Source organism: Streptomyces mirabilis (assembly GCF_039503195.1).
In the GTDB taxonomy this organism is placed as follows: Bacteria; Actinomycetota; Actinomycetes; order Streptomycetales; family Streptomycetaceae; genus Streptomyces; species Streptomyces mirabilis_D.
In genome coordinates, this window is the sequence record NZ_JBCJKP010000001.1 from 3,448,938 (window position 1) to 3,461,571 (window position 12,634).

10 protein-coding genes are annotated in these 12,634 nt (G+C 70.2%); 5 read left to right on the top strand and 5 right to left on the bottom strand.

All coding sequences use genetic code 11. The features are described from left to right. Positions 1-108 precede the first annotated feature (108 nt). Positions 109-1,842 (bottom strand): PE-PGRS family protein, encoded by a 1,734-nt coding sequence (locus AAFF41_RS16265; protein WP_343324120.1) that lies wholly within the window; start codon positions 1,840-1,842, stop codon positions 109-111. A gap of 206 nt (positions 1,843-2,048) precedes the next feature. Between AAFF41_RS16265 and AAFF41_RS16270 the strand changes: the two genes are divergently transcribed. Continuing rightward, positions 2,049-2,735, top strand: coding sequence for a YoaK family protein (locus AAFF41_RS16270; RefSeq protein ID WP_343324121.1), 687 nt, complete (start codon positions 2,049-2,051; stop codon positions 2,733-2,735). 80 nt (positions 2,736-2,815) lie between these two features. Here AAFF41_RS16270 and AAFF41_RS16275 read toward each other — a convergent pair whose 3' ends face one another. Together AAFF41_RS16275 and AAFF41_RS16280 are read right to left on the bottom strand one after the other, a co-directional pair. After that, entirely contained in the window at positions 2,816-4,096 is a 1,281-nt protein-coding gene (locus AAFF41_RS16275; RefSeq protein ID WP_319743823.1) for an esterase/lipase family protein, read from the bottom strand. Between the two features lie 142 nt (positions 4,097-4,238). Further along, on the bottom strand, positions 4,239-4,646 hold the full coding sequence (locus AAFF41_RS16280) for an ATP-binding protein (protein ID WP_343324122.1): 408 nt from the start codon (positions 4,644-4,646) through the stop codon (positions 4,239-4,241). Between the two features lie 146 nt (positions 4,647-4,792). On the opposite strand from AAFF41_RS16280, the gene AAFF41_RS16285 reads away from it, so the two are divergent. Beyond that, complete coding sequence (locus AAFF41_RS16285; RefSeq protein ID WP_343324123.1) at positions 4,793-5,641, top strand: helix-turn-helix domain-containing protein; 849 nt, start codon at positions 4,793-4,795, stop codon at positions 5,639-5,641. Then, positions 5,601-5,804: a DUF397 domain-containing protein gene (locus tag AAFF41_RS16290; RefSeq protein WP_319743829.1), complete on the top strand. Its 204-nt coding sequence runs from the start codon at positions 5,601-5,603 to the stop codon at positions 5,802-5,804. Before AAFF41_RS16285 ends, AAFF41_RS16290 begins: the two co-directional genes overlap by 41 nt. Here the strand turns inward: AAFF41_RS16290 and AAFF41_RS16295 are convergent. Further along, positions 5,788-6,957, bottom strand: a complete 1,170-nt coding sequence (locus tag AAFF41_RS16295; RefSeq protein ID WP_319743831.1) for a steroid 3-ketoacyl-CoA thiolase — start codon at positions 6,955-6,957, stop codon at positions 5,788-5,790. The genes AAFF41_RS16290 and AAFF41_RS16295 overlap by 17 nt on opposite strands. Positions 6,958-7,249: 292 nt before the next feature. Between AAFF41_RS16295 and AAFF41_RS16300 the strand changes: the two genes are divergently transcribed. Next, the gene (locus AAFF41_RS16300) at positions 7,250-8,485 is read left to right on the top strand and encodes a cytochrome P450 (RefSeq protein WP_319743833.1); all 1,236 of its coding nucleotides are present in this window, start codon (positions 7,250-7,252) and stop codon (positions 8,483-8,485) included. Between the two features lie 205 nt (positions 8,486-8,690). Next, positions 8,691-10,319, top strand: coding sequence for a hypothetical protein (locus tag AAFF41_RS16305; RefSeq protein ID WP_388405574.1), 1,629 nt, complete (start codon positions 8,691-8,693; stop codon positions 10,317-10,319). Here AAFF41_RS16305 and AAFF41_RS16310 read toward each other — a convergent pair. Then, the gene (locus AAFF41_RS16310; protein ID WP_319743835.1) at positions 10,273-12,324 is read right to left on the bottom strand and encodes a bifunctional glycosyltransferase 87/phosphatase PAP2 family protein; all 2,052 of its coding nucleotides are present in this window, start codon (positions 12,322-12,324) and stop codon (positions 10,273-10,275) included. The genes AAFF41_RS16305 and AAFF41_RS16310 overlap by 47 nt on opposite strands. Positions 12,325-12,634 lie beyond the last annotated feature (310 nt).

The window sequence follows — 12,634 nt, forward strand, 5'->3', positions numbered from 1 at the left end:
GCATACGCGAAGGCGGCGGCCCCCCGATCCCCGGGGCCGCCGCCTTCGCCATGCCCATCGACCCCACTGGACCCGACCGGCCCGCTCGTTCTACTCAGCCCGGTCGGTCTACTCAGCCTGCTCGGTCTGCTCGGTCTGCTCGTAGAAGTGCTGCCGACGGCCGACGAGCCGCTCGTACATCTTCCGCTGCTCGGCGACGTCGCCCTTGTTCTTCTCCAGCTCGTCGAGCCATTCCCGCTTGATCTTGTCCAGGAACGCGCGCCAGTCCCCGCTTCCCTGGGCCTTCCCCAGCTCCCGCAGCTCCACCAGGCGCTCGTTGCGCTTCAGCCCGCCGGTGCCGACCTTGTCCCCCTTGTGACCGTGCAGGACCGACTCGGGGTTGGCCGTGGCCTCGGTGGACCGGGCGTTGTGCACATAGCCGACCGGGCTCACGGCATGGGGTTTGATCGTCTCGATGCCGACCAGCAGGGAGCCGTCCTTGGCGGCGGTCGGCGGGGTGAGGATCAGCAGCATGTGGCCGTACGAGCCGTTCGGCAGGACCACGTCGCCGTTCCAGTCCTGCGAGCCGAACCCGCCGCCGGAGATGTCCATGCCCATGAGCTGCGGACGCTCGGGCCCGACATGGGGCACGGCCGGCGTCAGAAAGTTCGCGACGGACGCGCCGATGCCGCCCTTCTCCTGGAACTTGCCCGGCTCGCCCCCCTTGTTCTTCTCGATGGCGGTGCGGTGCGTGGCGAAGTCGCGCTTGTCGACGAACCCCGCGCGTCGGCCCCGGTCCGTGACGCCCAGGAAGTCCGTCAACGACTGGGGCGACTCGCCCGCGCGCAGGGCGGGGATGCGGATGTTGACCCGGCCGCCGTGGGCGAGCGCCCGCACGACGTCACCCTCGCGATAGTCGACGTGCGCGGCCACCTCCGCCCCCGGGTCGTAGGTCTTCAGTCCGTGCTGGAGCAGGAGCAGGACGGAGGTGAAGACGTCACGGGCCTTCGCGTCCTTCGCCGCGTGCTTCACCGTCTCGGCCTTGTCCGCGTCGGGGTGGAGGCGCTCGGACGGGAGTCCGGCCGGGTGCAGGGTGTCGACGGCGGTCTGTCGTATCTGCTCGTCACGCTCGGCCCGCAGGGTCTGCTTCTCCGCGCCTGAGACCCCGGGAGCCTTGGTGGTCATGAAACGGCCGAGGGTGTAGTCCGGGGCGATCGGGGTGGGCGCGCCCGCCGGGCGCGTGCCCGGCGCGTTCCGCTGGAAGGCCAGGGTCGCGGCGAGGATGCGTTTGCCCGGAGGGTTCCGGAGCCAGTCCTTGTGGTCGCCCTTGATGTAGTCCTCGGACTCCTTGAGGGTGCCGATACCCACCTTCGCGAGCCACTGGGGGTTCACCTGGGAGAGCGTCCTGATGTCCTCCAGGTCCTGGGCGCCGAACAGCTCGCCGCTGATCACCCGCCGCTCCAGGGTGCGCTTCAGGCGCGCGGGCCCCTCCGGCATCCAGTGCTCCGGCCACCACGTGCCCGGCGCCAGGGGGTTCACCTTCATCTTCGCCACGACGACATGGCCCTCGATCGACCGGCTCAGCCGCGTCATCACGGCCGCGCCCTGGTCCTCCCGGCCGGACTCCTCGGCGGCGGGAGGCGCGCTCGTGCTCGCCTCCCCCACCCTCTGCACGGTCACGGACGCCGCCCGGTTGCCGGCCGTGCGCTGGATCGCCGTCATCTCGGCGGGCGTCCTGGGTGTGGCGTCCGAGACGGTCCTGGCCTGGTGGGGGCCCGGGGAGGCGGGGCGTGGCAGGGGCGCGGTACGTGCCGGTGATCCCGCCCGTGAGCGCCCGCCCTCGCCGTACTGCCGCCTGTCCATACATCTCCTCCACCCACCTCTTCACCTGCCGGGCTCCCGTCGTACGCCTGAGCGCCCGCTTCCGTTGTTCCCCGAGGTGTAAGGGGTCATGGTGACTCCGGGACACGCGCGCGGGGAAGGACACAAGGGGCAGCCCACAGGACCTCACGGGCACGGCTGCCCCAGGGGCGCGGCGCACCGGGCCCGTCCCACTGACCGGAGGCCGTATGAGCACCGAGACGAAGAAGACGCACGATCCCGAGGCGCGCGGGGTGCGTCTGGTGGCGGTGCTGCTGTCGCTGACCGTGGTCAGCGGGCTGATCGACGCGGTGAGCTATCTCGGACTCGGGCACGTCTTCACGGCGAACATGACCGGCAACGTGGTGGTACTCGGCTTCGCCGCGGCCGGCGCCCCCGGCTTCTCGATCCCTCACACCTCGACCTCGCTGGCCTGCTTCCTGGTGGGCGCCGCAGTCGGGGGCCGGATCGCGGGGCGGTACGGCGGCGGCTCACGCAGGACCTGGGCGCGGGTCACACTCACCGCGGAGGCGGTGTTCGTGGGCATCTCCGCCGTGGTCGCCTTCGCCGCGCCGGGCGCGACCGCGACCGCCTACGCCCTGATCGCCCTCACGGCCTTCGCCATGGGCCTGCGCAACGCGACGGTCCGCAAACTCGGGGTGCCGGACCTCACGACCACCGTTCTGACGATGACCCTGACCGGCCTCGCCTCCGACTCCCCGGCCGGCGACGGCTCGGGCCACCGCTCCCCCCGCCGCACGGCGGCCGTCCTCGCCATGCTGGCGGGCGCGACGCTCGGCGCATGGCTGGTGATCCACCACGGCCTGGGCCTCCCCCTGCTGCTCGCGGCACTGCTGGCGGGGGTACTGGCGGTCGCGACTTCGGGGCGCGAATGAGGGGACGGGAATGAGGACGTCTCGGCCGCGGCAGCGCCGGCGTGCTGCCGCGGCCGAGACCGTCACGGATACCGGCGGGGCTACCGCTGGTCGAGCTTGCCGAGGAGCCAGCTGCACAGCTCTTCGGTGATCTTGGTGTGCTCCTCGTTCTGCGAGGCGCACAGGAACGCGTCGAGTTCGCTCTCGTTGGGGTCGAGGGCACTGATGTCGGTGTTCAGCAGGGCGGTGGTGTCCAGGTCGCGGACGTCCACCGCACTGACCGAGGGCACGAAGCAGATCTCGGGGACCGGGGCCACCGCGCTGCCGGGGATCAGCTTGTTGATGGTGTTGGCGGCGATACCGAAGGAGGCCAGCGTCCCGCCGGGAGCGCCGTCGATCTCCGGGAACCCGTCGGTGGTGATCGACTCGTCCTTCCCGAAGTTCGCCTTCAGTTCGGCGACCAGGGCGTCGTCACCCTCGGACTGGGTGTAGATGGTGGTGCCGGGGAACAGAATCCCGGTGGCGCGGAACGCTTTCGCGCCGGGCTGGATCCCCGTGCCCCGGCCGTTTCCGGTGCCGTTGGCGACGCCGAGCTTCCGAGGCCGCCTCGGCCAGTTGCCGACGCGCTCCAGAGCGGCGAGGAACTCGGTACGGGCCTTGTCCTGCCCGGGAGTGCCGTCCACCGTCTCGATGTGCCGCCACATCAGCTCGCGGGAGGCCGGGCTGTTGATCTGGTCCGACAGCGCGCTGTTGGCCGGGTTGCCGCGCTTGATGTAGTGCGCGAACGCCTGCAGACCGATCGGCACCCACGCGCCGCGGTGGGGGCTGTCGTAGGAGAAGTACATCCCGGTCTGGTGGTCCATCTTCTGGGTCTCCATCCGCGCCAGGGCATAGCGCGTGACCAGACCACCCATGCTGAACCCGCCGACCACCAGCGGTTCGTCGCCCGTGCGCTCGTCGATCAGCCTCGTGATCGCCTCGATCACGTACCCGGCGTTGTCGAGGATCGACGCGGAGCGCTCCCCGTAGCCGAAGATGACCGCGTCCCGGCCGCGCTGGTGCAACTGGGTCATCAGCGGGTACTCGCCCCGCTCGAATCCGTCGTAGAGCTCGTCCAGGCTGCTGGGCCCCACATGGAAGCCGTCGGCCATCAGCACCGGCCGCTCCAGACCGCGGTGGCCCTTGCCGTAGTACACCCAGGCCATGCCGTCGTAGACCGGCACGTAGTCTTCCTGGCCCTCCTCGTCCGCGTTCAGGTGCCGCCCGAAGTGCCACGTCTCGTCCGGTGCCGGGGCCGGTGGCGGCTTCGGCTGGTCCAGCGGGGCCACCAGGCCGATAGAACCGACGAACTGCTGCTCGCGGGCTGCCTTCTCATCGCTCACTGCGATGGTTCCCCTTCTTCGGGCCGCACGACGGCCCCGGTGGCGTACGCCACCGGGGCCGTGATGCGGCCGTGCGACTTGGATGTGAGGCTCATCATCAGGGGACAAAAACGGATGTTCGGGTTCCCTCGCACGATCATCATCACCATGAGTGATTCCCAGCCCCCCGGGTTTGGCCCGGCGGCCGAGCCGGTCGGCACTCGAACCAGACCGTCTTGCCACCCCCGGGTCCCGGCCCCACACCCCACTTGTCGACCACCGCGTCGAGCAGCACGAGCCCGCGCCCGCCCTCCGCCTCCGGCGACAACTCGGTGGGCACGCGGGGTGGTTGCGGGGAGCCGTCCACGACCTCCACCCTCACGCCCGCCGTCTGCCGCAGCACCAGCAACGCGCAGCGCCGGTCCGGGACATGGCGTACGACGTTGGCGACCAGCTCGGTCACGGCCAGCTCCACGGAGTCGGCCAGCTCGGCCAAGTCCCAGTCGTCCAGCAGCGACCTGACGATCCGCCGGACGTGCCGGACCGAGTGTGCGCCGACGGTGATCCGCATCGCGTACTGGGCGGGGCGGGGGCCCAGGAGGGTGGGGGAATGTGTTCGTTCACGCTACGAGACTGACCTCGCGCGACTACGCTCGGCTACGGAACGAATACAACGGGTCCCGGAGTGGACCGAGTTGCGCACGAGAGGGGCCGTACGTGACCCATATCAACATCCTCGACCCGGGCGCGTCCCCGCTCGACTACTACGGGTTCGAGTTGCGGCGCCATCGTGAGTCCGCGGGCCTGACACAGCGGCAGCTCGGCGACATCGTCAACTACACCGGCTCACTGGTCGGCCAGATCGAGACGGCGAGGAAGCTGCCGACGCCGGAGTTCAGCGAGCGGGTGGACGCGGCGCTGGGAACGGGTGGGTTACTGTCCCGGCTGGTCGGACTGGTGATGCGTAGTCAACTTCCGGCCTGGTTCCAACAGGTGGCGGAGTTGGAGGCGCGGGCGGTCGAGATCTGTTCCTTCCAGACGCACATGGTCCTCGGTCTTCTCCAGACCGACGCATACGCGCGTGCCGTGCTGGGCGCACTGGACCAGACCGACCTTGACGACCGTACCGCCGTACGCCTGGCCCGCCAGCGCATCTTGGAGAAGGGGAAACCGCCGGTCTTCTGGGCGGTCCTCAGCGAGGCCGCGCTGCACCAGGAGATCGGCGGCCCGAAGACCATGCGAGAGCAACTCGCCCACCTGTTGTCGTACGAGGACAACTCCCGGATCAACATCCAGGTGCTGCCGTTCTCGGCTGGAGAACACGCTGGACTGCAAGGCTCGTTCGACGTCTACCGCTTCGCGAGCGACCCGACCATCGTGTACACCGAGAGCTACGGAAGCGGGCATCCGACCGCCAGCCCGGACACCGTCAAGGACTGTTCGCTCCGTTACGATCATCTCCGAGCTTCCGCGCTCTCCCTCAGGGACTCGGCGGAGCTGATCCGGCGCGCGATGGAGGAACGCTATGGAGAACAACGCGATTCTGACGGCGGTCCAGTGGCGTAAGTCGAGCTACAGCGGTGACCAGGGCGGACAGTGCATAGAGATCGCCGGAACCCTGGACACCACCATCGCCGTACGAGACTCAAAAAACCCCACCGGCCCGATCCTCACGATCGCCCCCGCCGCCTTCGCCACCTTCGTCTCGTGGACTACAGCCGCTGGATGATCGTCCCGGTGGCCAGTCCGCCGCCCGCGCACATCGTGATCAGCGCGAACTCCTTGTCCCGTCGCTCCAGTTCGTGCAGGGCGGTAGTGATCAGCCGGGCACCCGTCGCCCCGACCGGGTGCCCGAGCGCGATCGCACCGCCGTTCACGTTGACCTTCTCCAGGTCCTGTCCGAAGACCTGTGCCCAGCTCAACACCACGGAAGCGAACGCCTCGTTGATCTCCACGAGGTCGATGTCCTTCAAGGACATCCCCGCCTTGCCCAGCACCGCGCGCGTCGCGTCGATCGGCCCGTCCAGATGGAAGTGCGGGTCCGAACCCACCAGCGCCTGGGCCACGATCCGCGCCCTCGGACGCAGCTTCAGCGCCCGGGCCATCCGCTTGGACGCCCAGAGGATCGCCGCCGCACCGTCCGAGATCTGCGAGGAGTTGCCCGCCGTGTGGACGGCCGTGGGCATCACCGGCTTGAGGCCGGCCAGCGCCTCCATGGACGTGTCGCGGAGCCCCTCGTCGCGGTCGACGAGGCGCCACATGCCCTGTCCGGCCCGCTGCTCGTCCTCGGTGGTCGGCACCTGGACGGCGAAGGTCTCGCGCTTGAAGCGCTCCTCCGCCCAGGCGTTCGCGGCGCGCTCCTGGGAGACGAGCCCCAGCGAGTCGACGTTCTCGCGCGTCAGGCCACGATTTCGCGCGATGCGCTCCGCGGCCTCGAACTGATTGGGCAGGTCCACGTTCCACTCGTCCGGGAACGGTTTCCCGGGGCCGTGCTTGGAGCCGGAGCCCAGCGGCACCCTCGACATCGCCTCGACGCCGCACGAGATCCCGACGTCGATGACGCCCGCCGCGACCATGTTGGCCACCATGTGGGAGGCCTGCTGCGAGGAGCCGCACTGGCAGTCGACCGTCGTCGCCGCCGTCTCGTACGGCAGGCCCATGGCGAGCCAGGCCGTGCGCGCGGGGTTCATGGACTGCTCGCCGGCGTGCGTCACCGTGCCGCCGACGATCTGCTCGACACAGTCGGCATGGATGCCGGTGCGGCCGAGGAGTTCACGGTAGGTCTCGCCCAGGAGATAGGCGGGGTGGAGGTTGGCGAGCGCGCCACCTCGCTTGCCGATGGGGGTGCGTACGGCTTCGACGATCACGGGTTCCGCGGCCATGGGGGCTCGTCCTCTCCTCAGGCCTGTCCGGCGGCCAGGCCCTGCTGACCCGCGCAGCGCGGGGCGTCCCGGCCCACCCACCGCGCAGAACTAGAACGCGTACCAGTTCTGTGTGCAGTCTGCGGATCGGAGCCCCCGCGCCGCAAGGGTCGTGCAGCGCTCGAAGTCGTGATCTGCACGAACTCCCCACGGAATTCGGGGCGCCGTACCTCTTGCGACTTGTAGAACCCGTTACTACCTTCACGGCAATTCCGGATTCCTGATGGACCGTCAGAATGGTGGGTGGTCGCCGATGCCCTGTCCCGCGCTGCCCGACGGGTTCGACTTCACCGACCCCGATCTGCTGCACCACCGCGTGCCCCTGCCGGAGTTCGCCGAACTGCGCCGGGCCGAACCCGTCCGCTGGATCCCCCAGCCCGCCGGTCTGGCCGGCTTCCAGGACGAGGGCTACTGGGCGGTGACCCGGCACGCGGACGTCAAGTACGTCTCCACGCACCCGGAGATCTACTCCTCCTCCCTCAACACCGCGATCATCCGCTTCCACGAGCACATGCAGCGCGACGCGATCGACGCCCAGCGGCTGATCCTGCTCAACATGGACCCGCCCGAGCACACCCGTGTCCGCCAGATCGTGCAACGCGGTTTCACGCCAAGGGCCATCCGCGCGCTGGAGGAACGGCTCCGCTCCCGCGCCCTCGCGATCGTCGAGGGCGCCCGCGCCCACTCGGGACCCTTCGACTTCGTCACCGAGGTCGCCTGCGAACTGCCCCTCCAGGCGATAGCCGAGCTGATCGGCGTGCCCCAGGACGACCGCATCAAGATCTTCGAGTGGTCCAACAAGATGATCGCGTACGACGACCCGGAGTACGCCATCACCGAGGAGGTCGGCGCCGAGTCGGCCGCCGAGCTGATCTCGTACGCCATGAACATGGCCGCCGACCGCAAGCAGTGCCCGGCCAAGGACATCGTCAGCACGCTGGTGGCGGCCGAGGACGAGGGCAACCTCGGGTCCGACGAGTTCGGCTTCTTCGTGCTGATGCTGTCGGTCGCCGGCAACGAGACCACCCGTAACGCCATCACCCACGGCATGCACGCCTTCCTCACCCACCCCGAGCAGTGGGAGCTGTACAAGAGCACCCGCCCGGCGACCACGGCCGAGGAGATCGTGCGGTGGGCGACCCCGGTCGTCTCCTTCCAGCGCACCGCCACCCAGGACACCGAACTCGGCGGCAAGCAGATCAAGAAGGGCGACCGCGTCGGCATCTTCTACGCCTCCGCCAACCACGACCCCGAGGTCTTCGAGAACCCGGACACCTTCGACATCACCCGCGACCCCAACCCCCACCTCGGCTTCGGCGGCGGAGGCCCCCACTACTGCCTCGGCAAGTCCCTGGCCGTCCTCGAGATCGACCTCATCTTCAACGCGATCGCCGACGCGATGCCGGACCTCACCCTGGTCGGCGACCCGCGCCGACTGCGCTCCGCCTGGATCAACGGCGTCAAGGAACTCCAGGTCGACGCCGGCTGACCGCACCGCACGCTCGGGCCGACGGACTCCCGGTGTCCGCCGGCCCGTCCCGCGGGAGGCAGGGGCATCCTCCTACGCCCCGCCCCTGCCTCCCCCGAGACGAACCTCCGATGAACGTCACCGTTCCGTTTCGCGTCTTCACCGGTGGCTCAGCCATCCCCCCACCTCCGAAGACAACCGACGCTTCGAACGGAACCGGTGCACCGTGGTCTCTGCCGAGCTGACCCCCGTCCGGCCCGACCACCCGGCCGTACGCAGAAAACGCCCGCCTCACGCGTTCTGGCTGCGCCACCGTCTCCCTCTCCTCGTCACCCTCCCCGTGCTGCCGCTGTACGCGGTGTGGTGGGCCTTCCTCGCGACCGGCGGTGGCGATCTCGCGGCCCAGGTGGCGTGGGCGGAGTTCGTGGCGCGGCACGGCGGATCGGCGTACAACCTCTTCTGGTACGGCGGGATGCACACCGCCAACTACAGCCTGATCTCGCCGTATCTGATGGCCGCGCTGGGTGTGCGCCCGGTGACGGTGGTCTCCGGGCTCGCCGCCACCTGGCTGGCCGCCGTGCTGATCGCCCGCACGGGGATACGGCGGCCGGTGGGCCCCGCGCTGCTGGCCTCGCTCGCACTGTGGTGCAACGTCGCCTCGGGGCGCACCACCTTCGCGCTGGGCGTCGCCCTCGGTCTCGCCGCCTGTGTGCTGCTGACGGGCGAGCGGCGGACGCTGCAGGCGGCGGCGTACGCGGCACTGACGACCATGGCGAGTCCGGTGGCCGGACTGTTCCTGGTGGTGGTGGGCGCCGGGCATCTCGCCGTACGGGACCGGGTGCGGGCCGCGGTGCTGCTGGTGCCGCCGGTGGTCGTCGTCGGGGCGACCACACTGCTGTTCCCCTTCGCCGGACAGCAGTTGATGCCCTCGGGCCGGATCTGGCCGCCCGTGCTGCTGGGGCTGACCATCTCCACGCTGGCCCCGCGCGGCTGGCGGGTGGCCCGGTGGTGCGGGGTCGTGTACGCGGTCGGGACCGTGCTGACGTATCTGATCGCCTCCCCGGTGGGGACGAACGTGGAGCGGTTCGCGGAATTGTTCGCGCCCGCCGCGCTCCTCGCGTCGCTGCTCACCGCGCCCGGGGGGCGGCATGCGGTGCGGCGCGTGGCGCTGGTGGTGGCGCTCGTGCTGTCCGTCGCCTGGGTCGGACAGAAGACCGTGGACGACCTGGAGGTGTCCACGACCGTGCCCGCCTGGGCCGCCGACACGCACGGCGTCGTACGGACGCTGGAGCGGCTCGGCGCCGGCCGCGGCCGTGTCGAGGTGGTCCCGGCCCGCAACCACCGCGAGGCCTCCACGCTCGCCCCGCATGTGAACCTGGCGCGCGGCTGGAACCGTCAGCTGGACATGGAGCGGGGGCGGCTCTTCTACGACGGCACCTTCTCGGAGGCGACCTATCGGGCCTGGCTGGACCGCTGGGCGGTGGGATTCGTCGTGCTGCCGGCGGGAAAGCCGGACGGGTTCGCCGAGGCGGAGGCGCGGCTGGTGCGGAGCCGGCCCGCGTGGCTGGAGCCGGTGTGGAGCGACGCCAACTGGCAGGTGCTGCGGGTGCGCGACGCCGTGCCGCTGGTGTCGGCGCCCGGCTCCGTGCTGCGCACGACGAGCGCCGAGGTGGACGTACGGGTGCCGAGGCCCGGCCCGGTGACCGTGCGGGTCGCGTACTCACCGTGGCTGCGCGCGCCGGGCGGCTGCCTGACACGGGACGGCGAGTTCACGCGGCTGACGGTGACCGAGCCGGGTGAGTACCGGATCAGCTCGGGGTACGGCCCGTCGCCGGGACCGGCTCCTTCATGCTGACCTCCACGGGCTTCATCAGCGGCCTCGGCCGCGGCCCCTGGAGGAGGTGGGTCAGGCCGAAGCCCGCGCCGACGACGGCCGCGCCGCCCACCGCGTCCAGCACCCAGTGGTTGCCGGTCGCCACGATCGCGGAGACCGTGAACAGCGGGTGCAGCAGTCCGAGCGCCTTCATCCACCACTTGGGCGCCAGGACCGCGATGACGACTCCGCACCACAGGGACCAGCCGAAGTGCAGCGAGGGCATCGCCGCGTACTGGTTGGTCAGCGCGGTCAGCGTGCCGTAGTCCGGCTTGGAGAAGTCCTGCACGCCGTGCACGGTGTCGATGACGCCGAGGCCCGGCATCAGGCGCGGCGGGGCGAGCGGGAAGATCCAGAAGCCGAGGAGCGCGATGAGGGTGGCGAAGCCGAGCGCCGAGCGCGCCCAGCGGTAGTCGCCGGGGCGGCGGGCGTAGAGCACGGCGAGGACGGTGAGCGGGACGACGAAGTGGAACGACTCGTAGTAGAAGTCGAAGAAGTCCCGCAGCCACTCGACCTTGAACACGGCGTGGTTGACCCAGTGCTCGATGTCGATGTGCAGGAACCGCTCGATGGAGAGGATCTGGTCGCCGTGGTGTTCGGCGGTGGTCCGGCCGCCCGCGTTGGTGCCGCCCGTCGCGGCGAGCCTGACCTGCTGGTAGGCGGAGTAGCCGACGCGGATCAGGAGCAGTTCGAGCAGCAGGTTCGGGCGGGTGAACACGCGGCCGAGGAAGGGGAGCAGCGGCACCCGCTTCCAGCGCGTGGGGACGGACCGGGCGTAGTCGGTGGGGATCGGCGCCCGGTAGTGCTCCGAGGTGCGGGAGAGGAAGGGCACGATCGTGGCGGCGGCGAGCGCGGCGAGCAGCACCACGTTGTCGCGCAGCGGGAAGAGCGCCGCCATGTTCGGCAGCATCATCTTCGCGGGCAGCGTCATGACGAGGATGACGGCGACGGGCCACATGGGGCGGTCCGAGGTCTTCTTGCCGACCCTGCCGACCAGCGCGAGCAGCACCCACAGCAGCTGGTGCTGCCAGGACGTGGGCGAGACGACGACGGCGACACAGCCGGTGATCGCCACGGCCAGCAGCAGCTGCCCGTCCCGTGCGTAGCGGATGGCGCGGCGCAGGCCGAGGGCGGCGACCGCGGCGCCCAGCAGCAGGAACAGGGTGATCTCCAGCGGGCCGTTGAGGCCGAGCCGCAGCAGCGCGCCGTGCAGCGACTGGTTGGAGAGGTCGTCGGCGTCCCCGCCGAGGCCGACGCCCGCCAGGTGGTGCACCCAGTAGGTGGTGGAGTCGTGCGGCATCGCGGCCCAGGCGAGCGCGCCGAGGCCGGCGAAGGTGATCGCGGTGGATTCGACGGCGCGGCGGCGCCCGGTGAACCAGAGCAGCGGCGCGAAGAGCAGCATGGTGGGCTGCAGGGCGGCGGCGACACCGATCAGCAGGCCGCTGGCACGCTCACCCCGGACGGCGAAGCAGCCCAGCAGGACGAGCAGCACCGGAATGATGCTGGTCTGGCCGAGATAGAGGGCGTTGCGCACCGGCAGTGACAGCATCAGCAGGCTGATCGCGACGGGCGCGGCGAGCAGGGCGGTGCGCCGGCTCACCGGCTGGGGCAGGGCGCGTGCGACGACCAGGCCGAGCACGACGACAAGCGAGAGACTGCCGAAGGTCCAGCCCCAGCCGAGTGCCTGTTCGGCGGCGCGGGTGAGGGGTTTGAGGACGAGTCCTCCGAAGGGGGTGCCGGTGAACTGCGTCGAGTCGTACAGCGATCCCTTCACGTGCAGGACGCCGTTGGGTCCGACCCAGGTCTCCAGGTCCGTCAGCCGTTCCCCTTTCGGGATGCTCAGCACGACGGTGACCTGCCGTATCGCCAGGACCGCGGCGATCACCCACAGTCCTATCCGGATCGCGCGCAGTCTCGCTCTCGCCGAGTCCGCCGCCCCCGCCCCGAAGGCATTGCCCGCTGTCCCGCCGTGCTCAACGTTCGCCACGCCCCGCCGACCCTCCCACCCCGTTTGTCCCGTTCGTCCCGCGTGCCCCGTGCGTCCGGACCCCGCTCGGACCTTACGAGGCTCGCACGCCCCGATGGAGAGACGCAGGCAACCCCCTCTTCACCTGACGATCCCCCGCCTTTTGTCCGGATGAAGATAGTGCGTGCATGGTTCCGGTTCCCCCGTTCGTTCGCGACTTAGCTCACAGAGAGGCCCCGGAAAAGCGGCGCTCGACCGGGCCTGCACCCCTGCGTACGGCGCATTTATTTGCACTATGCATCGAGTTGCCTACGGCACGTGATGCGGACGA